At 63.2% G+C, this 21,434-nt stretch carries 20 protein-coding genes; 12 read left to right on the top strand and 8 right to left on the bottom strand.

Annotated features, from left to right (window positions below; translation table 11 throughout):
- The first annotated feature begins 99 nt into the window (after positions 1-99).
- The 3 genes from E2583_RS23665 (at position 100) to E2583_RS23655 (ending at position 4,464) form a co-directional block, all read left to right on the top strand.
- Positions 100-1,077 (top strand): NADPH:quinone oxidoreductase family protein, encoded by a 978-nt coding sequence (locus E2583_RS23665; RefSeq protein ID WP_291599270.1) that lies wholly within the window; start codon positions 100-102, stop codon positions 1,075-1,077.
- Positions 1,078-1,163: 86 nt separating this feature from the next.
- On the top strand, positions 1,164-2,771 hold the full coding sequence (locus E2583_RS23660; RefSeq protein WP_291599268.1) for an alkaline phosphatase D family protein: 1,608 nt from the start codon (positions 1,164-1,166) through the stop codon (positions 2,769-2,771).
- A gap of 22 nt (positions 2,772-2,793) precedes the next feature.
- A complete protein-coding gene (locus tag E2583_RS23655) occupies positions 2,794-4,464 on the top strand; it encodes a phospholipase D family protein (RefSeq protein WP_291599266.1) in 1,671 nt (556 codons plus the stop codon).
- Between the two features lies 1 nt (position 4,465).
- Here the strand turns inward: E2583_RS23655 and E2583_RS23650 are convergent, their stop codons facing one another.
- Positions 4,466-5,845, bottom strand: coding sequence for an FAD-dependent oxidoreductase (locus tag E2583_RS23650; protein ID WP_291599264.1), 1,380 nt, complete (start codon positions 5,843-5,845; stop codon positions 4,466-4,468).
- Between the two features lie 386 nt (positions 5,846-6,231).
- Here E2583_RS23650 and E2583_RS23645 point away from each other — a divergent pair, with 386 nt between their 5' ends.
- The 3 genes from E2583_RS23645 to E2583_RS23635 all read left to right on the top strand — a co-directional run bounded on the left by E2583_RS23645 (position 6,232) and on the right by E2583_RS23635 (position 7,771).
- The gene (locus tag E2583_RS23645) at positions 6,232-6,495 is read left to right on the top strand and encodes a ParD-like family protein (protein WP_291599262.1); all 264 of its coding nucleotides are present in this window, start codon (positions 6,232-6,234) and stop codon (positions 6,493-6,495) included.
- On the top strand, positions 6,492-7,298 hold the full coding sequence (map, locus tag E2583_RS23640; protein WP_291599260.1) for a type I methionyl aminopeptidase: 807 nt from the start codon (positions 6,492-6,494) through the stop codon (positions 7,296-7,298). The genes E2583_RS23645 and map overlap by 4 nt, the downstream gene beginning before the upstream one ends.
- A 140-nt stretch (positions 7,299-7,438) precedes the next feature.
- The gene (locus tag E2583_RS23635; protein ID WP_291599258.1) at positions 7,439-7,771 is read left to right on the top strand and encodes an SMR family transporter; all 333 of its coding nucleotides are present in this window, start codon (positions 7,439-7,441) and stop codon (positions 7,769-7,771) included.
- Here the strand turns inward: E2583_RS23635 and E2583_RS23630 are convergent.
- The 5 genes from E2583_RS23630 to E2583_RS23610 form a co-directional block, all read right to left on the bottom strand.
- Complete coding sequence (locus E2583_RS23630; RefSeq protein WP_291599256.1) at positions 7,765-8,457, bottom strand: dienelactone hydrolase family protein; 693 nt, start codon at positions 8,455-8,457, stop codon at positions 7,765-7,767. The genes E2583_RS23635 and E2583_RS23630 overlap by 7 nt on opposite strands.
- A gap of 196 nt (positions 8,458-8,653) precedes the next feature.
- Positions 8,654-9,064: an alternative ribosome rescue aminoacyl-tRNA hydrolase ArfB gene (gene arfB, locus E2583_RS23625; protein ID WP_291599254.1), complete on the bottom strand. Its 411-nt coding sequence runs from the start codon at positions 9,062-9,064 to the stop codon at positions 8,654-8,656.
- Positions 9,061-9,999, bottom strand: a complete 939-nt coding sequence (locus E2583_RS23620) for an alpha/beta fold hydrolase (protein ID WP_291599251.1) — start codon at positions 9,997-9,999, stop codon at positions 9,061-9,063. Before E2583_RS23620 ends, arfB begins: the two co-directional genes overlap by 4 nt.
- Positions 9,993-10,436, bottom strand: a complete 444-nt coding sequence (gene aroQ, locus E2583_RS23615) for a type II 3-dehydroquinate dehydratase (RefSeq protein ID WP_291599249.1) — start codon at positions 10,434-10,436, stop codon at positions 9,993-9,995. The genes E2583_RS23620 and aroQ overlap by 7 nt, the downstream gene beginning before the upstream one ends.
- Before the next feature lie 133 nt (positions 10,437-10,569).
- Complete coding sequence (locus E2583_RS23610; protein WP_291599318.1) at positions 10,570-10,899, bottom strand: hypothetical protein; 330 nt, start codon at positions 10,897-10,899, stop codon at positions 10,570-10,572.
- 225 nt (positions 10,900-11,124) lie between these two features.
- Here E2583_RS23610 and E2583_RS23605 point away from each other — a divergent pair, with 225 nt between their 5' ends.
- The 5 genes from E2583_RS23605 (at position 11,125) to E2583_RS23585 (ending at position 18,857) form a co-directional block, all read left to right on the top strand.
- The gene (locus E2583_RS23605; RefSeq protein ID WP_291599247.1) at positions 11,125-12,942 is read left to right on the top strand and encodes a glutamine--tRNA ligase/YqeY domain fusion protein; all 1,818 of its coding nucleotides are present in this window, start codon (positions 11,125-11,127) and stop codon (positions 12,940-12,942) included.
- 307 nt (positions 12,943-13,249) lie between these two features.
- Positions 13,250-14,671 (top strand): YdgA family protein, encoded by a 1,422-nt coding sequence (locus tag E2583_RS23600; protein WP_291599246.1) that lies wholly within the window; start codon positions 13,250-13,252, stop codon positions 14,669-14,671.
- A 334-nt stretch (positions 14,672-15,005) separates the two neighbouring features.
- Entirely contained in the window at positions 15,006-17,117 is a 2,112-nt protein-coding gene (locus tag E2583_RS23595) for a DUF3300 domain-containing protein (RefSeq protein ID WP_291599244.1), read from the top strand.
- Positions 17,118-17,235: 118 nt separating this feature from the next.
- Positions 17,236-17,862: an FMN-binding negative transcriptional regulator gene (locus tag E2583_RS23590; RefSeq protein ID WP_291599242.1), complete on the top strand. Its 627-nt coding sequence runs from the start codon at positions 17,236-17,238 to the stop codon at positions 17,860-17,862.
- Positions 17,863-17,975: 113 nt separating this feature from the next.
- Complete coding sequence (locus tag E2583_RS23585; protein WP_291599240.1) at positions 17,976-18,857, top strand: M23 family metallopeptidase; 882 nt, start codon at positions 17,976-17,978, stop codon at positions 18,855-18,857.
- A 107-nt stretch (positions 18,858-18,964) separates the two neighbouring features.
- Here the strand turns inward: E2583_RS23585 and E2583_RS23580 are convergent, their stop codons facing one another.
- Positions 18,965-19,534 (bottom strand): DUF2242 domain-containing protein, encoded by a 570-nt coding sequence (locus E2583_RS23580; RefSeq protein WP_291599239.1) that lies wholly within the window; start codon positions 19,532-19,534, stop codon positions 18,965-18,967.
- A gap of 320 nt (positions 19,535-19,854) precedes the next feature.
- Here E2583_RS23580 and E2583_RS23575 point away from each other — a divergent pair, with 320 nt between their 5' ends.
- Complete coding sequence (locus E2583_RS23575; protein WP_291599237.1) at positions 19,855-20,679, top strand: META and DUF4377 domain-containing protein; 825 nt, start codon at positions 19,855-19,857, stop codon at positions 20,677-20,679.
- A 435-nt stretch (positions 20,680-21,114) separates the two neighbouring features.
- On the opposite strand, the gene E2583_RS23570 is transcribed toward E2583_RS23575, so the two are convergent.
- A partial coding sequence (locus E2583_RS23570) for a hypothetical protein (RefSeq protein ID WP_291599236.1) occupies positions 21,115-21,434 on the bottom strand: 320 nt, incomplete at its 5' end.

Here is a 21,434-nt window from a genome sequence, read left to right as displayed (position 1 = left end):
CAAGGTCACGGCAGAGACACGCGGCATTCGCACCACACTTCTATCATCTGCGAGCCGATTCCACCCCAATCTCACCTCAAGAAGATCAGGAGACAAGATATGCACGCATGGCTTTGCACCACCCCCACCGGGGTCGAGACCCTGAAATGGACCGAGCAGCCCACGCCGCAGCCAGGCCCGGGCCAGGTGCTGCTGGAAGTCAAGGCTGCCAGCCTGAACTTTCCCGATCTGCTGATCGTGCAGAACAAATACCAGATCAAGCCGGCCCTGCCCTTTGTGCCGGGCTCGGAATATGCCGGTGTGGTGCAGGCCGTGGGCGAAGGCGTCAAACATCTCAAGGTGGGCCAGCATGTGGCCTGCCTCTCGGGCACGGGCGGGTTCGCCACGCATACGCTGGCACCTGCCGCCATGTGCATGCCGCTTCCGGCCGACTTCCCCTTTGTCGAGGCCGCCGCCTTCATCATGACCTACGCCACCTCCCATCATGCGCTGATGGACCGCGGTCAGCTCAAGGCCGGCGAGACCGTGCTTGTGCTGGGCGCTGCGGGCGGCGTCGGCACGGCCGCCATACAGATTGCCAAGGCGGCCGGTGCACAGGTGATTGCTGCGGCCTCCACCGACGAGAAATGTGCGCTGTGCAAGGCGCAAGGTGCAGACGTCACCATCAACTACAGCCAGGGCGATCTGCGGGAAGCCATCAAGGCCGCGACCGACGGCAAGGGTCCCGACGTGATCTACGATCCTGTGGGCGGCGACTTCGCCGAACCGGCCTTCCGCTCCATTGCCTGGCGCGGCCGCTATCTGATCATCGGCTTCGCCTCCGGCCCCATCCCCTCGCTGCCGCTGAACCTGCCTCTGCTCAAGGGCGCTTCCCTGGTCGGCGTATTCTGGGGCGACTTCGCCAAGCGCGAGCCTCAGAACAATGCAGCCATGATGCAGGAGCTGTCTCAATGGTGGGCCCAGGGCAGGATCAAGCCCGTGATCGACCGCACCATGCCCATGAGCGAGCTGTTCGCCGCCTATGAGCGCATGGGATCGCGCCAGGTACAGGGCAAGCTGGTACTGGTCAACGCGTAAAGCTGCGGTAAACCGCGGCGATGCCTGTGGAGTCGGGGAGATACTTCCAGCCACTGGCTACAAAAACCCCACACCACAGCATCGCCATGTTTTCTCGTCTTTACACGCCCGCGCCGGAGCGCCGGCGCTTTCTGATGGCCTCCAGCCTTGCCACGGCCATGGGCGCCCTGCCCGCCTGGACCCGCGCCTCGGAGTCACTGACCCACAACCCGTTCACACTGGGGGTGGCCAGCGGCGACCCGGAGCCCGACAACATCCTGATCTGGACGCGGCTGACAGGGCCTCTGGCCTATCTGGGCACAGCGGCCGCCCCAGACCTGGCAGCACAGACCGTGCATTGGGAAGTGGCCCATGATGCCCAGTTCCGCCAGACCGTGGCCCATGGGCAGACCCAGGCCAGGGCCGAATGGGGCCATGCCGTCCATGTGCAGGTCAACGGCCTGAACCCTGACCGCTGGTATTTCTACCGTTTCCGCTGTGGCGATGCCTTCAGCACCACCGCACGCTGCCGCACCGCCCCGGCGGCCGGAGCCGATATGCGCAGGCTGCGCCTGGCCGTGGCCTCCTGCCAGCGCTGGGAGCATGGCTTCTACAGCGCCTGGGCCGATGCCGCGCAGGCCTCGCCCGATCTGGTGCTGTTTCTCGGCGACTACATCTATGAATATGCGCAACCGGCCAAGCCCGATGGACTGGCGCGTGCGCAGCCGCTGCGTACTGCCCAGACCTTGCAGGACTACCGCGACCGCTACGCACTGCACAAGAGCGACCCCCATCTGCAGGCCGCCCATGCCGTGTGCAACTGGTCGGTCATCTGGGACGACCACGAAGTCGAGAACGACTACGCAGGCCAGTTCGGAAAAGGGGACAGCACTCACTTTCTGGCTAGGCGCATGGCGGCCTGGCAGGCTTTCTACGAAAACATGCCACTGCGCGACGGCGCCTTGCAGCGCAGCTTTCAGGGCCTGGCGCTGTACCGCACCCTTCAGTGGGGCAGGCTGGCCCGATTGCATCTGCTGGACGGCCGCCAGTATCGTGACCTGCAGGCCTGCCGCACCGAGGGAAAGGCCAGCACCGGCACCGTGGACCCGGACGAATGCCCGGCCCTTCTGGACCCGGCTCGCAGCTTTCTGGGTTGGGACCAGGAGCGCTGGCTGGCCCGGCAACTCCAGGGGGATGCACGCCAAAGTGTCGATGCCCCCCGCTGGAGCACTGTGGTGCAGACCACCCTGTTCTCGACCCGCAGGCATCCCAATGGACGACAGTCGACCGACAGCTGGGACGGCTACCCCCTGGCCCGCCAGCGCCTGGTGCGCCAGATTGCCGAAAGCCCGCCACGCAACAGCGTGCTGCTCGGTGGAGACATTCACCAGAACTATGTCTGCGCCATTGCAGCCCAGGCCGACCAGGCTCCGGACAAGGCCAATCCGGTGATCGCCAGCGAATTCTGCGGCACCTCCATCAGCTCGCACAGCGGCACGACGCAGGCCAGGGTCGATGCCATCGTGGCCCACAACCCCCAGGTGGTTTTCGCACGCTGCGAGGAGCGCGGCTACAGCCTCGTGGAGATCACGCCGCAGTCCATGACCACGGAGCTGCGCGCCGTGAGCAACCCGCTCCAGGCCGACAGCAATCTCTACACACTGGCACGCTTTGTGGTGGAGGATCGCCGCCCTGGCCCTGTGAAGATCGCCTGATGCGCTGCGGCATACTCGGGTCATGCAAAACACACAGGCCTCGAGACCCGAAATCCCCCTGTGGCGCGGCACGGCTGCAACCCTGCTGATTGCGGGATTGCTGACAGGCTGCGGCCTGCCGCCCATGCCGGATCGCACTGCCACACAGGCGCTGAGTGCCGAACAGGCACTGCAAACCCGGCTCGGCCAGGCTCTCGAGCCGCTGCAACAGGCGCATCCGGGGCAAAGCGGCATTCACATGCTGGCCGATGCCCATGACGCCTATGCTGCCCGCGCCCTGCTGGCCCGAGCCGCGCAGCGCACCCTCGATGTGCAGTACTACATCTGGCGCAACGACACCACAGGCCATTTGCTGCTCGACGAGCTGCTGCTTGCGGCAGACCGCGGCGTGCGGGTGCGCCTGCTGCTGGACGATGGCGGCACCGGTGGCATGGACGCCATGCTGGCAGCCCTGGACCAGCATCCGCAGATCGAGGTACGACTGTTCAACCCCTTCGCCCTGCGCACGCCCAAGGCGATCGGCTACGTCACGGACTTCGCGCGCACCCAGCGGCGCATGCACAACAAGAGCTATACGGCCGACTCCGCCGCCACCATCGTGGGCGGGCGCAATATCGGCGACGAGTACTTTGCCGCCTCCGATGGCGTGCTGTTCGCCGACCTCGACGTGGTGGCCACCGGCTCGGTGGTGGGCGAGGTGGCAGCGGAGTTCGACCGGTACTGGAATAGCCCCTCCGCCTACCCGGCCGCCAGCCTGCTGCCTGCCATGCCGCAGCAGGCCGTGGACAAAGTCTATGCAGGCCTGCACGCCGATGTGAATCGCCCGGAGTCTCAGGCCTATGTGCAGGCCGTGAGCCGCAGCCGCTTCAGCACCGACTTGCTGGCGGGTCAACTGCCGCTGCAATGGGCGGAGACCACCCTGGTCAGCGACGACCCGGCCAAGGTCTTGCGCGAGGCAGCGCCCGAGGACCTGCTGATGTCCCAGCTCCAGCCGGTGATTGGCAAGCCGCAGCAGTTGCTGGAAGTGGTGTCGCCCTATTTCGTACCCACCCAGGCTGGGGTCGACGCCTTTGGACTCCTGCGCCAGCAAGGGGTGCGGGTGCGCATTCTGACCAACAGCCTGGAGGCGACCGATGTGGCCGTAGTGCACGCAGGCTACGAGAAATATCGCAAGCCGCTACTGAAGATGGGCGTGGAACTCTACGAGATGCGCCGCCAGATCGATCTGCGCAGCCAGCCCGCAGCCACCGGTCCGGACAAGACGCCAAAGAGCGAGGTTGCCGAAAAGGCCCCCAGGCGCGAAGCCCCGTCACCTGCCGCGCTGAGCGGCAGCTCCACCACCACGGGCAGCTCCGGCGCCAGCCTGCATGCCAAGACCTTCGCAGTCGACGGCAAGCAGCTCTTTGTCGGCTCCTTCAACTTCGATCCGCGCTCGGCCGTGCTCAATACCGAAATGGGCGTGGTCATCCAAGACCCAGCCCTGAGCCAGCAGGTCAGCACCAGCCTGGATCAGCATCTGCCGCGCATGGCCTACAAGGTGCAGCTGGACGCGCAGGGCAGGCTGAGCTGGACGGGCCAGAATCCCCAGCCGCCCCATGAAACCCAGGTCTTCAGTGCGGACCCCGGCACCAGCTGGTGGCAACGCTTCATGGTGCGGGTTCTGAGCTGGCTGCCCATCGAAGGGCTTTTGTAGCTCAGTCCAGACGGATGGAGGGGCGCAGCCGCGCATTCATCAGATCGATCAGCCACAGCAGGCCACCGCGCCAGAAGCCGTAGAGCCGCGCCTGGTGCGAGCGGTACAGCATGATGTGGCTGAGCATGGCCATTCGGCCACGGATCACGCCGCCGTTGAACAGGCCGAACTTTCCCAGCGAGCCATAGGCGTCGTAATGTGCGAGGGACACCAGGGCGCCAAAGTCGCGGTAGGCAAAGCCTACGGGTTTGGCACCGGGACGCTCCAGCACATGGGGCAGGGTCTCGATCAGATAGCGAGCCTGCTGGTGGGCCACCTGGGCCGTGGGAGGCAAGGCCTCCTGCTTGCCCGGCAAGGTATAGCTGGCACAGTCGCCCAAGGCATAGATATCGGGGTCGCTGGTCTGCATCTCGTCATTGACCAGCAGCTGATTGCTGCGCGTGGTCTGCAAACCCAGCTGCATCAGAAATTCCGGCGCCTTGACCCCGGCAGCCCAGACACGCAGGCTGGCGGGAATCAGCTCTCCATTGGCCAGCTCGAACCCTTGCTCCGTCGCACGGCTGACGCGGCCGCCGACGATCACGGAAACACCCAGGGCCTGCAGCCGCACGCGCGTGGCTTCGGAGATTTCTTCGGGAAAGCTGGGCAGCAGGCGCGAGCCTGCCTCGATCAGCACGATGCGAAACTTGGCCGCCTCGCCCAGCGCGCCGTAGGCCGTGGCACTCTCTGCAAGCTGGACAAGCTCCGCCGCCAGCTCAACCCCCGTGGCACCGCCGCCCACGATGGCGACCTGCAACTGCTCGCCACTGGTCATGCAGCGTACCATGCGCAGCCGGATTTCCTGGTTGAAGGCATCGGCCTTGCGACGCGAGTCGATCATGAAGCAATGCTCATGCACGCCGGGCGTGCCGAAGTCGTTGGCACCGCTGCCCACCGCAATCACCAGCTTGTCATAGGCAAGGCGCCGCCCCGCCACCAGCTCGCGACCATCGGGTGCATAGATGGGGGCCAGCAGAATTTCTCGCGCCTCGCGGTCCAGGCCACACATCTCACCGGGCTGGTAAGCAAAGTCGGCATCGGTGGCCTGGGCAAGATAAGTGGTCTGCTGCTGAGCCAGATCGCGGGTGCCGGCGGCAATCGTGTGCAGCATGGGCTTCCAGACATGGGCGGAGTCGCTGTCCACCAGCGTCACCGTGTCGATGCTCTCGCTCTTGAGCTTGCCCAGGGCAGTGGCAACCTCCAGCCCCGCCACGCCACCGCCCACGACCACGATGCGCGCCCGGTGTCCATCGTGTGGAGGCTGAGGCTTTCGAGCTTGCGGCTCCTGGGATTCGGTGACGGGCTGCTCGCCCTGCTCTGCTTGATTGACTGCGTTTTCCATGAACGACCCTGACTCTGCGTCTGTTGTAACCGGACGCCAGAACATCTCAAGATGTCTGGCACGCATTGATTGTTCTTCAATTTTTATAGCAGGAAACTCAATATGGACAAGGCAAATACTGATGATATATATCTTTTATAAGACTTGAGCAGCATGGACGCAAGCCTGGCTTCAAAAGCTTTCAGTTTTCTGAACGACCCAAGCTACAAGCAATGCCAATCAAGCGTGGCGCGCTATCAACTTCTTGAGCACCATGTCATTCGGAAGGGGCTTGAAACCCTGTGCGACGAACTGCGCCTGTCAAGCAGCGGCAAAACCGCTGCTTCAACCATGCAATTTGCGTTTGTCAATATACGAAACGTATACCGGGCTTATGATGCTCGGCCATGGGAATCGTCAAAATTTCAGACCAGTTGCACGACCAGATTCGTGTCTCCAGCGCTGCCCTCGGCCGCTCCATCAATGCCCAGGCCGAGCACTGGCTGCGTGTAGGCCAGTTGGCCGAGCATCACCCCCAGCTCAATTACGAAGGCATCTGCGCCATGCTGCTGCAGCAAGCCGAGCGTGCACTGCAGCCTGTCAACGCACATGAGGCCGACGCCGCCGTGCGCCGCCCTCGTCCAGTGCGCCTGGTGGGAGGCATGCAATGAAGCGCGGCAAGCAGAAAGTCGTGCCCATCCATGATGCGACCGACATCTACCTCTCGCGCAAGGCCGGCGGCCTGGCCGCCAAGGTGCTGGCCATGCTCACGCCCCATGTGCAGCCCGGCGTGAGCACCGAGGAGCTGGACAAGATCTGTCACGACTACATCGTCAACGATCTGAAATGCACGCCCACCAATGTGGGCTATTACGGTTTTCCCAAGACCGTGTGCACTTCCGTCAACCACGTGGTCTGCCATGGCATCCCCGATGCCAAGCAGGTCCTCAAGGACGGAGACATCATCAATGTCGACGTCGCGGTGACCACGCCCGAAGGCTGGATCGGCGACACCAGCCGCATGTACTACGTGGGCCAGCCAAGCAATCTGGCCAGGCGCCTGGTCAATACCACCTATGAGGCCCTGGTGGCCGGCATCCGCGCCGTCAGGCCCGGAGCCACGCTGGGGGATGTAGGCCATGCCATCCAGACCGTGGCCCAGCGCGAGCGTTTTTCCATCGTGCGCGAGTACTGCGGTCACGGCATCGGCAAGGTCTATCACGACGAGCCTCAGGTGCTGCACTACGGCACGCCAGGGCAGGGACTGATGCTGCAACCCGGCATGATCTTCACCATCGAGCCCATGCTCAACGCCGGCAAGGCCGCCACGCGCGAGTTGTCCGACGGCTGGACCGTGATCACCAACGACAAATCGCTGTCCGCCCAATGGGAGCATATGGTGCTGGTGACGGAAACCGGGTTCGAGGTGCTGACCCCCTGGCCCGAGGGCACAGGCGAATACCCCGCCATCTGATCCTGCGTGCCCGGGCCTGGGACGGAGCCCAAGATGATGTGTGCACATCTGCCGGACTCTGGCAATAGCGGCCGGAAGCGGCCCGGGGTTTTGACGACGGCCGGCAAGCAGCCGGCCTTGGCCCCACTACAGTGCCCTGAATGACAAATTACCTGTATCTGGGCCTGGCCATCCTCTGCGAGGTGATCGCCACGTCCTTCCTCGCCAGGTCGGAGGGCTTCTCCAGGCTCGGCCCCACTGCCGTGGCTCTGGTGGGCTATGCGATTTCGTTCTATCTGCTGTCGCTGACGCTGCGCACCGTTCCCACGGGCGTGGCTTATGCGATCTGGTCCGGAGTGGGCATCGTTCTGGTCTCGGCCGTCGCCTTTTTCTGGCAGGGCCAGAAGCTCGACGCCCCTGCGCTGGCCGGAATGGCCATGATCGTGGGGGGCGTGCTGGTGATCAATCTGTTTTCAAAGACCGCCGGTCACTGATCGCCCTCGCTGCCGAAGTCATCCGCCGACTGCGTCAGCTCCTGAAGCCACTGCATGCTGGCACGCAGCTCCTCGGGCCGGATCTCATGGGCGCCCGGATACTCGTGATAGCTCAGTTGCAAGGGCAGGGAGGCCAGCCGGTCACGCACGGCATGGGCGCTGGTCAGCGGAATCACATTGTCATACGTGCCGTGGCTGACCCAGGCCGACTTGCCCTCGAAGGCGGCAGCGGGCGCGTGCAGCGACGTGATCTCGGGCAACAGACGGCTGTGCCAGACCAGAGCGGCACGCAAGGTCTGGGGCTGCGTCAGCAACTGGCTCAGGCTCATGATGCCGCCCTGGCTGAAGCCTCCCAGCACCACACGCTCTGGCGGAATATCGAGCTGCTGGGCTGCCTGTTCCACCGTCTGCTGAAGCAAGATGCGCGCCTGCTGCTCCTGAGGAACATTGATATGGCGCGTGCCGTCCGCATCCACGGTGAACTGAAACCAGGCATAGGCGCCCATGCCCATGGCAAAGGGTGCACGCAGACTGAGCACGTGAAACTGCGGCGGCACATAAGGCACCAGGCCGAACAGATCCTTCTCGTTGCTGCCCACGCCATGCATGAGCACCAGCAGCCAGGCAGGCCGACCGGCGGCAAGCTGCGCGGGCCGCTCCAGATAAGTCAAAGGCAATGTGCTCATGGACAACTCCCGAAGGCAGCACGAAATTTGATAGGTAAACTGGCTGTAGCGCCTTTGCATTCTGCGACTGCAGCTATCAAAACAATATAGCGCAGACCCGCAGCCGACCGAGGCGGCAACCCGCGTCCCGAGGAAGCGGGTTGCGTTTTTTTGATACAACTGCGCAGCCAGCGCGTGGCTTTGGCGCTACACAAGCTCAGTCCTGCACCCGGCCGCGCAAGGCCTTGATGCCGGAGCGCAGGCTTTTGCCCTGCAGGCGTCTTTGCTGCGATCCCCAGGTCGGCTTGGTGGGCCTGCGCGGACGGGGTGGCCTGGCAACCGTTGCCACCAGTGCATTGAGGCGCTGCAGCCCATCCCACAGATTGTGTTCCTGGGTGCGGTATTTCTGCGCCTTGATGACCACCACCCCATCGGTGGTGATGCGCGAATCGCCCAGTGCCAGCAGGCGCTGCTGCACATCGGCCGGCAGACGCGAGGCCCGGACATCAAAGCGCAGATGCACGGCGCTGGCCACCTTGTTCACATTCTGGCCGCCCGGCCCCTGGGAGCGCACGGCACTCCATTGCACATCGGCCTCGGTCAGCTCGAAGACGGCGGCATGGCTCACGGCAGAACCTCCTGCAGCGCGGCGCAGAATGCGGTCGAGTCCTCGTGCTGGGCCCAATGGCCGACGCCCCGCATCACCTGCCAGTCCAGCCCCCCCTGGCACTGACGCTGCATCAGGGCTTGCAACGTGTCCAGGCAGCCTGCATACAGAGGGTCATGCTCGCCATAGATCGCCGCCACCGGCACCTTGATACGGGTCAGCGCCCGGGCCAGCACATCGGTGCGCGACAGCCGTCTGCGCGGCAGCCGGTCACGAGCCACATTGAGCGCATGCAGCGCCAGCGTCTCTGCATCGATCCGCGCCGCATCATGCAGCATGAGGGCCGCGATGTTGTGGCGATGCGCCTGCATCTGCGCCTCCAGCCCGGGCAGATGACGCCAGCCCAGCAGACGGACATTTCGAGCTTCGGTCATTCCCATGCCGGGTGCACCGACCACCACCAGCTTGCGGGCCAGCTCTGGATGCGCGGCGGCCAGCAGACCGGCGGCCATGCCGCCAAAGGAAAAACCGACCAGATCGCAGACCGGCGCTGTGCCGCCGTCGCCCAGCAGCTGTCGGATGCCACAGGCCAGAGGCTCCAGCATGGTGTCCACATCCGTGCCGCCGGGCACACCGTCGGATTCGCCAAAACCCGGGAGATCGGCCAGCCACAGGCTATAGCCCGCCTCGGTCAGCGGCTCAATCACGCGCAGCCAATGGGTCCAGCTGCCGCTGCCGCCATGCAGCAGCACCAGCGGCAAGCCGCGCTGCGCCACCCCAGCCGGGGGCTGCCAGCCGTGCCAGACCATCGAGCCGCTGTCGGCGGCTTCGCCGAGCCGGGTCCGTACGCGCCGCGCCATGGACTGCAGCCGGGCAATGGCCTCCGGCAGCACAATACCCAGCTCCAGCGAGACCTGCTCCAGGGATCGGGCTGCTTCAATTGCCGATGTCACCACTGCGCCACCGCATCGATGGCCAGGCCGTAGCCGGCCACGCCAAAGCCGCACATCACCGCACGCGCCGTGGCAGACAGATAGGAATGGTGGCGAAAGCTCTCCCGTGCATGGACATTGCTGATATGCAGTTCCACCAGCGGCACAGCCGTTCCCTTGACGGCATCCAGAATCGCCACACTGGTATGGGTATAGGCCGCAGCGTTCATGATCAGCGCCTGCAACTCCCCCTTGGCGTGCAGCCGGCCTGCCTCGTGAATCCAGTCCACCAGTTCGCCCTCGTGGTTGCTCTGGCGGAACTCCAGATTCAGCCCGTGACGGGCACAGGCTTTCTCGCAAAGCAGCCGGACATCGGCCAGCGTGGCCGAGCCATAGATGGCAGGTTCGCGCATGCCCAGCAGATTGAGATTGGGGCCATTGAGGACATAGACGGTTTTCACGAAAGCACGCTCCTGATTTTTGTGGACTGCTGCGGATTATGCGAGCGCGGCAGCTGGCCTGCAGGCATAAAAAACGGCTGCCTGGGCAGCCGTCTGTGGTGCAGAGCCTTTCAGGGCTCTGGCGTCGATGCCATCAGCGATAGTGATGGTGGTGATGACCGCGCCAGCGCGGGCCGCCGTAGTAGACCGGGCCGGGCACGACCATCACGGGTGCGGGACGATACACGGGCGGCGGGGGGGCGTAGTAGACCGGTGCCGGAGGCGCATAGTAGACGGGACGCGGCGGCATATAGACCGGCGCCGGAGCCACATAGGGCGTGGCATAGACAGGAGCGCCTAACCCCACGGCCACGCCGGGCACGCCGATTCCGACCGACAGGCTGACGCCGCCATGCGCCTGGGCGCCTGCAGCAGCCATCAGGCCTGCGACAACGATAGAGCCAGCGGCAAGCAGCTTGGCCATGCGGGGGGAAGTTGTTCTGGACATGACAATCTCTCCTCTGTTTATGAGTCACCGGGGCAGGCCTGACATTCTGTGCCGCACCTTCGGTCCTTGTGGATATAACGTTTCAGAGTCCCGTCAGGATGGCATGGTTCCTGAAAAACATTGTGACCAAATGCACACGAGGCCAGACTGCAGTGTCCGCAGATCGACCCGAGGTCTTGGCAGCAGGCCTAAAATGGTGCGATGAGCTCTGCTGACGCCTCCAAATCCAACAACTCCGCCCCTGAAGCGGTCAAGCCCACCAACTTCCTGCGCCAGATTATCGAATCGGATCTGGACAAGGGCACTTATGCCACCCGTCACTGGGGCGGCGCGCCTGGCGATGCCCAGCATCACCAGAGCGGCCGGATCGATGAAGCCAAGATCCGCACCCGCTTTCCGCCAGAGCCCAATGGCTATCTGCACGTGGGTCATGCGAAGTCCATCTGCCTGAACTTCGGTCTGGCACGGGACTTCGGAGGCGTCTGCCATCTGCGCTTCGACGACACCAACCCGGAAAAGGAAGACCAGGAGTACGTGGACGGCATCATCGACGCCGTCAAATGGCTGGGCTTTGACTGGAAGGATGCCGACGGGCACGAGAACCTGTACTTTGCCAGCAACTATTTCGATTTCATGCACCGCTGCGCGGTCTACCTGATCGAGCAGGGTCTGGCCTATGTGGACGAGCAGTCGGCCGACGAGATGAAGGCCAACCGTGGCGACTTCACCCGTCCCGGCGTGAACAGCCCGTTCCGCGGCCGCTCCGTGGCCGAAAACCTGCAGCGCTTTGCCGACATGAAGGATGGCAAGCTCGCCGATGGCGCCGCCGTGCTGCGCGCCAAGATCGACATGGCCGCGCCCAATATCAACCTGCGCGACCCGGCCATCTACCGCGTGCGCCATGCCGAGCACCACAACACCGGCAACCAGTGGTGCATCTACCCGATGTACACCTTTGCGCACCCCATCGAGGATGCCTACGAACACATCACCCACTCCATCTGCACGCTGGAGTTCGAGGATCAGCGTCCTTTCTATGACTGGCTGCTGAACCATCTGCGCGAAGGCGGTCTGATCGACGCACCCCAGCCCCGCCAGTACGAGTTCTCGCGCCTGAACCTCACCTACGTGATCACCAGCAAGCGCAAGCTCAAGCACCTGGTGGACAACCAGTTCGTCACCGGCTGGGACGACCCGCGCATGCCCACCGTGGTCGGTCTGCGCAGGCGCGGCTACACGCCAGCGTCCATCCGCAACTTCTGCGAACGCATCGGCGTGACCAAGGACTACGCCTGGATCGACTACGGCACGCTGGACGGCTGCCTGCGTGAAGACCTGGAAAACAAGGCCCATCGCGCCATGGTCGTCCTGGATCCGGTCAAGCTCGAACTCACCAACTGGGCCGAAGTGTTTGGCAGCGCCGAGCACCTGGAGGACTGTCACCTGCCCGCCCTGCCCCATGCAGCAGACGGCGAAACCGCTCCGGAGCGCCGCTTCACCCTGGGCCGTGAGGTGTGGATCGAGCGCGAGGACTTTGCAGAAGTACCACCCAAGGGCTACAAGCGCCTGTTCCCCGGCAACAAGGTTCGCCTCAAGGGCGGCTATGTGATCGAATGCACGGGCGCCGAAACGGATGCCGCTGGCCATGTGACCAAGGTGCTGGCCACCGTGGTGCCCGACACCAAGAGCGGCACACCGGGTGCCGACAGCGTCAAGGTCAAGGCGGCCATCACCTGGGTGGGCGTGGCTGACGGCCTGCAGGCCGAAGTGCGCATGTACGACCGCCTGTTCACCGATCCGCAACCCGATGCCGGTGGCAAGGATTTTCTGAGTCTGCTGAACCCCGACAGTCTGAAGGTGGTCTCCGCGTATGTAGAGCCCTCGCTCAAGGCGGCCCTGGCCGACGACAAGTTCCAATTCGAGCGTTTTGGCTACTTTGTGGCCGACCGCAAGGATCACCAGATCGACAAGCCCGTTTTCAACAAGATCACCGGACTCAAGGACAGCTGGAGCAAGTAAACAAGCCCTCCGGTTTCAGCAAGGCTGCCAGATACCCTGGCAGCCTTTTTTATGGCGCAGACTTCGCGGCATTGATCCGGATCGCCGATATTCGGTGCTTCCACCGGAAAAGGAATAGCGCCGTTGAATTTCGGTTACATATTGAAATAAATACCGCCGGTATTGATTTTCAATACTCGGCGATCATTTGCATCAAATGTTCTGAAATTCAGAGCATTCCATTATTTTCTTTCTAGAATCCTGTTCACCACAACGTTACTAATCCGCAATTCATTCGCGGATTTTTTATTTTTATCAAGGGTCAAGAATGAACAGGAAAGCAGGAGCAGTCATTGCAGCGGCCGTTGCCGTGATCGTGGCAGGAACACTGGGCACCAGCTATTACATGGGCGGCAAGCTGCAGCAGAGCTTTACCGACGGCCTGGACAAGTGGAGCGAGCATGGCGTGAAGATTCAGGTCACCAGCTATGACCGCGGCGCTTTTTCTTCCACGGCCAAGACGGTATGGACCCTGGACAGCGGCGACGAGCCCGTCCAGTTCACCGCCGATCACAAGATCAGCCACGGGCCGCTGCCACTGGGCCATGCCGCCGAGATCCACACTCGCTTCAATCTGCCCGAGGACGTGGACCCGGCGCTGAAAACCGCGCTCAATGGCCGCTCTCCGCTGGAGGTCGACACCAAGGTGGGCTGGGGCCGCAGCAGCTCCAACGTCATGACATCGCCTGCCGTGAGCAGCAAGATCAAGGATAGTGAAATGAACTGGGGCGGCATGAAAATCACCTGGGACATGCCCGCCGGCATGAAGGCCGCCAAAGGCACGGGCAGCTTCGCCGGCCTTCAGTTCAAGGATGAGGAAGGCAGCGTGACGCTGGACAAGGCCGACATGCGCTTCGACATGAAGCAGCCCCCGGGCCAGCAGTTCTGGACCGGCCCGTTTGCCATGACGATTGCCAGGATTGCCGCCACCAAGCAGGATGAGGACGGCAAAAGCTCTGCCAGCCACTTCGAAGGCATCACCATGGATTCGGACACCGTCCTCAAGGGCGAGGTGGTGGCAATGACGCTCAAGACCGGCATCAAGAGCGCCAAGCTTGAAGACAAACAGGCTGATGACCTGGTGCTGGACATGGCATTCAACAACGTCGATGCCCACTGGATCAACCAGGTCGTGGAAATGAGCAAGCGCAAGAATCCGCTGTCCGACGCGGCTGACGACGCAGAGAACGTTGAAGGCACTGACGAGCAGGACGGCGGCGATCTGCGCGAGAAAATGCTCAAGTCGCTGACGCAGGCGCTGGCACGCCAGCCTGTGATCGAACTCAAGCGCCTGTCCATGCGCACCCCTGATGGCGTGAGCGAGTTCGCGGCAGCCATTCAGTATCTGGGCGACGGCGAGAAGATGGGCACTCTGCTGCAGGACCTGAAGGTCAGCCTCAAGGCCGACATGCCCAAGCCCTTCATGGAAAACATGATGCTCTCTCGCAAGCGTTCCAGCCTGCTGGCCATGTTGGAGGACGAGAGCGAATACAAGCCCGAAGAGATCGAGGAAGCCGCCAAAGCCCAGGCTCAGGCCAGCCTGGACATGCTCAAGGAGCAAGGCATCTTCGAAGACAAGGACGGCAAGATGCGCACCGAGATCGTCTATGCCAAGGGGGAGTTCCAGGTCAACGGCAAGCCGCTGGACGCCATGGGCACAAGCACACTCATGGGCAGCATGGCCGAGTGATATGACGCCCGGCCGTCAGGCGCTCGCTTGTCCGGATCGTCGCAAGGCCTGCTCCACGCAGGCCTTTTTCACAGGAACAAGGCGGTGCGAGCATGACGGTGAACCCTGGCAGCCAGGCTCGCATTTCTTGCCAGGAATATCCGCCACCGCAGCCCCGAAGTCTCCCCGCAGACGGATCGCCGCGGCCTGGATGAACGGACTACCCAGGGCGCATGGACTGCAGGCGCATGCCTTATTTGCTTACAACATACTGTCAACAATAACTGAACACTGGCGTTAAATCAGCATCCGCCAAAGCACCGTGATTTGCACGGCGCGGCGCAAGGAGCGTCAGATGTCGCATTCCCCCCGGACCCGGCCAGGGCAGCCAGAACTCCCACCCCATACCGTCGCCCGCCATTGGTCCCCGGCCATGCTCGCACTGGCCGCCGCCATGGCATTGAGCGCCTGCAACGACAAGGATTCCCCGATCAAGGCAGACAATGCACCGCCAGCCTCGGTGCCGGCTGCCACGCCCGATGCCGCCCAGCCTCAGCCCGCAGCCTATGTGTCCCCCGGTGCGGATGCGCTCTACCGGATGGTGGCACCGATTGCGCTGTACCCGGACAAGCTGGTGGCCCAGATCCTGGCCGGTGCCACCTATCCGGACCAGATCGGCGCCGCCGAAACCTGGCTGGGTCAGAACCCCGGCCTGCAGAAGTCGGCGCTGAGCAATGCCGTCAACGCCCAGAACTGGGATCCGTCCGTCAAATCATTGACCCAGTTTCCCAACGTGCTGGAACAGATGGCCTCCAACCTGCCGTGGACAACGGCGCTGGGCAAGGCCTACTACCACGACCCCTCGGATGTGATGAACGCCATACAGGTCATGCGCAACCGGGCCTACAAGGCCGGCACGCTCAAGACCTCCAGCCAGCTCAAGGTCAACCTGGCGTCCACGCCTGCCGCCGTGGCCTATACGCCAGGAGCCGTGGTCACACCGCTGCCCGACCCGGTCATAGAGCCACCGGAGCAGTTCATTGAAATCAGCCCCACCCAGATGGACACCGTCTACGTTCCTCAGTACGACCCGGCTGCGGTCTACGGTGAGCCGCTGCCCGTATATGGCGGCTACCGCTATGTGGAGGTGCCACCTCCTGCTCCCGTGGCTGGCGTGCCCGTGATGGCTGGCCTGATGGGCTTTGGCACCGCCGTCGTGCTGGCCGGGTCCATGGACAGGCATCCGTCCTGGGGCTGGAATGCCTGGAATATGCACTGGGGCGATCCCGAAAGGCCCTGGCGTCACGGCGAGCGTCCCCCGCCCCCGCAGGCCCGTCCGGCCGTGGTCTACAACAACACCACCTATATATCGCAGTCGCGAACCGTGGTGCAGAACATCCATCGCACGGACAACACCTATATCAACAGCATCCATGAAAATGCCACAGGCGAGCGCCGCGAGCCGGCCGGGCAGCCCCAGGCGGCAGGCGTCCTTGCTGGGCCGGGGACGATGGCTGCGGGCGCAGCGGCCGGCGCTGCCGTCGGTGCCGCCGCCATGGCAGCCGGTGGCCATGGCCTGAATCAGCGCCAGCAAGCACAGAGCCCCCTGGCTACACAGCTACAGGGCAGGCCGGGCTTTGCCCTGGGACCCAACCAGGCTCCAGGCGGGCCGCGCGCGTCCATTGGCAATGCCTTGATGCCGCCGCAAGATCCGCATGATCGCCATCCACCGCAGGCACCGCAGATGCAGGCGGCCATGGCCGGGACAGCCATGCAGCAACGTCCACAGGAGCCCACCCAACGCCAGCAAGCGATGCAGCAAGTCCGAGAGCAGCAGGAGCGCCAGCGACAAGCCCAGATGCAACAGCAGCATGCCCAGGAGCAGGCTCTGCGCCAGCAGCAAATGCAGCAAGCCCGTGATCAGCAAGAGCATCGGCAGCAGGCTCAAATGCAGCAGATGCAACAGCAGCGCCCCCAGGAGCAGGCTCTGCGCCAGCAGCAAATGCAGCAAGCCCGTGAACAGCAAGAGCATCGGCAGCAGGCACAAATGCAGCAGATGCAACAGATGCATGCCCAGGAGCAGGCTCTGCGCCAGCAGCAAATGCAGCAAGCCCGAGAGCAGCAGGAGCGCCAGCAACAAGCCCAGATGCAACAGCAGCGCGCCCAGGAGCAGGCCCAGCGGCAGCAGCAAATGCAGCAGCAAGCCCGTGAACAGCAAGAGCATCGGCAACAGGCACAAATGCAGCAGATGCAACAGCAGCGTGCCCAGGAGCAGGCTCAGCACCAGCAGCAGATGCAGCAAGAGCGCCAGCAGCAAGCCCAGATGCAGCAACAACGGGCGCAGGAACAGGCCCAACGCCAGCAGCAGGCACAGATGCAGGCTCAACAGCACCAGGCCGAGCAGCAGGCCCGCATGCAGGCGGCGCGCGCCGAGGGCCGCTCCCGCGGGGATCGCGAGCACCGCTGAAACGTCGCTCGCCCTCATGCCAGGCCGCCTGTCACGCAGGCGGCTTGCGAGTGCGCGGCCTGCACGGCTGTATAAACAAGGCCATGCGTTTTTGCGCCACTCACTGAAGCAGGTCTTCATGTACAACCCCAGCCATTTCAAGGTCGACGACCCCACCGCCCTGCATGCCCTGATCCAGGCTCACCCGCTGGGTTGCCTGGTCACCCAGTCCGATGCGGGACTGGATGCCAATCACCTGCCGTTCGAGTTGCTGCAGGACGAGGATGGCTTGCTACGCCTGATCGCCCACGTGGCGCGCGCCAATCCCGTATGGCAGCAGATCCGGGACGACAGCTCCGTGCTGGTGATCTTCCGTGCCGAGCAGGCCTATATTTCTCCCAGCTGGTATCCCAGCAAGCACGAGACCCACGAGCAGGTCCCGACCTGGAACTACAGGGTGGTTCATGCGCATGGCCGCATCAGCGTGCGCGACGATGAAAAGTTCGTGCGCGGCGTGGTGGGCCGGCTCACCCGCCGCCACGAGGCCAGCAACAATGCCCAGTCCCCGTGGAAGATGGGCGACGCACCGGGCGACTATCTGCAGCGCATGCTCGGCGCCATCGTGGGGCTGGACATTGCCGTGGAACGGCTGGAAGGCAAGTTCAAGCTGAGCCAGAACAAGCAGCAGCGCGACCGGCTTGCTGCAGCCCAGGCCCTGGAGCAGCGGGGACAGCTGGACCTGGCCCGAAACATGCGCCAGCCCTGATCGCGCTGCCGGTCTTCAAGGCATAGCCAGCGTAAAGCTCACATGCCTGTATCGCCTTTAGCTCCGCTATCGATAGCAATACAGCACAATGCCTGCACAACCCGATAAGCACCATGCCGACCGAAAAACTTACCAGCCCCTCTCTCCAGCCCGAACGCCGTCGCCTGCTGCAATGGATGGCGCAAACGGCGCTGTGTGCCGCCGCACCGGCCTGGGCAGCACGCAGCGCCAGCTCGGACAGCGCGCTCTGGCCGCAGGACAGCCGGGTTCCCGGTGGCGTCGCGCGCCTGTCGCTGGGCCCGGCTTCCGCACGTCCCCTGGTCACGGCCGCTGAGGCCGAGGTTCTGGTGGTGGGCGACATGATCGAGTGGACCGCACTCGTGGGCATACCGCTTGCCACCACACCGGGTGAGCAAAGCGTTGGCGTGAAGACCGATGGCCGTTCGCGCAGCATGAGCTTTACGGTGCGCGACAAACAGTATGTGGAGCAGCGCCTCAAGGTCTCGCCCAAGACGGTGGACCTGTCTGCCGAAGACAATGCCCGCTACGAACGCGAGGCCGCCCACCTGAAAACCGTGATGGCCACCTTCACCCAGCCGCCGCCTTCCGGCAGCTTGCACATGCGCGTGCCGGTGCCGGGCCGCCGCTCCAGCAGTTTCGGCCTGCGTCGTGTCTTCAACGGCCAGGCGCGCAATCCGCACAGCGGCATGGACATTGCAGCCCCCACGGGCACGCCGGTGCGCGCACCGCTTGCCGGCAAGGTGATCGATGTGGGCGACTACTTCTTCAACGGGGGCACGGTCTGGCTGGACCATGGCGGCGGCCTGCTCACCATGTACTGCCACCTGAGTCAGGTGGATTGCAAGCTGGGCGACCAGTTGCAGACCGGCGATGCCTTTTGCAAGGTCGGAGCCACCGGCCGCGTGACCGGCCCCCACCTGCACTGGAGCGTGATGCTGAACCGCGCCATGGTGGACCCGGCGCTGTTCATCTGAAGGGATCTCGCCAGCAAAAAAGCGGCTGTCGGAGCCGCTTTCTTGTTGCCATCCCATCAGCCCTCAGGCGCACGACCGCCGAGCGCTACAAGCCAAGCTACCGGAAACTATGGTGCATCCTGATCCTGTTTCAGATAGTTCTCCACCAGTTCGAAAAAGCTGTCATAGAAGCTGCGTTTGGAAATGGTCTCGCTGCCGACCTTGACCAGAGAATCGTTGCTGGAGGAAAACGGCAGTGACAGCGACCCCAGAGCACTCACCCCCACGCTGGCCGAAGTTGCGCTCTTCTTGAGCGCGTAGCGATCCTGCAGCGCCGTCGCAAAACCCAGGCTGACCAGGCCGTCGGTGGTCTGCGGTACGCAGACCACACGGAAATTGATTTCGAGATTGGTCTCCAGACTGGGCTGGAAGTTCTTGCGCCCTTCGATCAGCTCCTGCGTCCGGGCCGTGGCGATATAGCCCTGGCTCAGCAAGGCGCGGCGCGCGGCTTCGCAGGTCTGTGCAGGTGTTGCGTCAAACCCGCGGGAGAAAGTGGAGCTGGAGTCGAAAGTCTCCTGCACCGGCATTTGCTGCGGTGCGGTTGCCGAGCAGGCGCCCAGCAATCCCGCCAATATGCCGGCCGCACCCAGCCGAACCCAATTCAGACCGAACAAAGCAACACCACCACCTAAGCGCACAGAAACTCCTTGATGCCCGGGCCGTACTCTCTTCACAGGCCCGCACTGGCAAGCGTAGCAGCTTGGCATGGGCCAATTTGACGAAGCGCTGTCTGTCTGTACGGATTTTTGCGATCTTTACCGCACATTCATCGACCTGGTGCCGCCAGGGTCGCCGGCACGCTGCATTTGTTGACACTCCAAGGCCATCAAACGTCGAAACAATGACCAAGCTTGGGTTAAGGTCGGATACAACACGCAGGGAACTGATATGGTCGGCCTGACTCTGTTTGTGCTGACACGGTTTGCCGTAATCCTCTATTCCCCCCAAAGGAAACCCTATGAAATTTCGCTGGACCTGGTGCCTTCCCCTTGTTGCTTCCATGACGCTGGCCGCCTGCGGCACGACAAGCGGCGGCAGCGCAGGCAAGCCCGGCCCCACGGGCCCCGCAGGTGACGCCACCTCGCTGACCGCCTACCACTGGAAACTGCAGCAGGCCTACACGCCGGCCGGAAATGAGGACCAGAGCTGGTTCCTGAGCTCCAGCCAGGCCCCTATCGAGCTGGACTTTGTCGACCAGCGTGTCGTTGTCAGGAACCTGTGCAACGTCATCACATCGGCCTACAGCATCGAAGGCCAGCGCATCAATCTGCAACGCGGCATGAGCACCTTGCGTGCCTGCAACGACAGCCAGTTGATGATGCTGGAGCAGAGCGTCGCGCGCATTCTGCCCACGGCCAAGCAATGGAACGTGCAACTCGGCGGCTCCGCGGCGGAGCAGCCCCGCCTGACGCTGCAATTCATTGACGGTACACGCTGGCAACTCAACGGCAAGCCCACCGCCCAGACCCAGTACGGCAGCGCGCCCGAGCGCATCTTTCTGGAAGTGGCTCCCGAGCGCAAGGCCTGCAGCCACGGCGTGGTCAAGGACTACCAATGCCTGCAGGTGCGCGAAATTCGCTATGGCGACAACGGCGTCAAGACCTATACCGGCCAGTGGGAGAACTTCTACAGCGAAATCGAAGGCTACAAGCACGAAGCCGGCGTGAGCAACGTGCTGCGCATCAACCGCTTCAAGCGCCAGAACGTGCCCGCCGACGCATCGAGCTATGTCTATGTGCTGGACATGGTGGTGTCCTCGGCCATTGCCGACAAGCGCAAGTAAGCCTGAACCCAGGCACCGAAAAAAAGCCGGCCATGTTGCCGGCTTTTTGCGTTTTCATGCACAGATACGGCACCAATGTTTCACACCCGCAGGCTCATCCGTAGCGGCTCGCTGCCGGATGCCATTTCCTTTTGGCCATAGCCACTTACTGGACATTGGCGCAAGGCAGCGTTGCGGCAAACACGAGTGCAGGTTATGCCCAGCGACTGTGGAGCCGCCTGTGGACAAACCTCGGGAAAACAGAAAAAAGCCGCGCGGGCATTGGCTTGGCGCGAAGCGATCAAAAAATATGCAGCATGGGATGCATTGTTGATGTTTCACGGATAAAAAACCGACATCTCCTGGATGTCGGCAAGAGAGGAAGACACTGACCTCTCACACACTCTCTGTGGCTGGACCCGGCCACCGCAGCAGGCCGGCAAGAGCCGACAACTGTCAACGCAGGCGGAAGCGCCCCTCCACGAACATGGAGGAACGATGACCGGTTTCGCACTGATTGTCGGCATAGGACCAGAAGGCCTGCACCGTTCCTTTGGCCGAATCGATGACCTGGCTCACGGTGAAGCCGGTTTTCTCGATCCAGTTCAGAAAATGCAGATGGTCGCTGAGTTGCAGATAGCTGAGGTTTTCGCAACCCTCGGAGATATGCCCCTGCGAATCCACCACGCGCCAGCGCATCTGCCCGCTGGCGGTGTAGCGGACCTGGGCCTGACTGTCCGGGAATTCAATGACTGCTTCGCGGCCCAGAAGAGTTC

It is taken from the genome of Comamonas sp. (assembly GCF_009360615.1).
In the GTDB taxonomy this organism is placed as follows: Bacteria; Pseudomonadota; Gammaproteobacteria; order Burkholderiales; family Burkholderiaceae_C; genus Comamonas.
The sequence above is the reverse complement of the archived record's forward strand: the minus strand, read 5'-3'. Positions and strand labels throughout refer to the sequence as shown.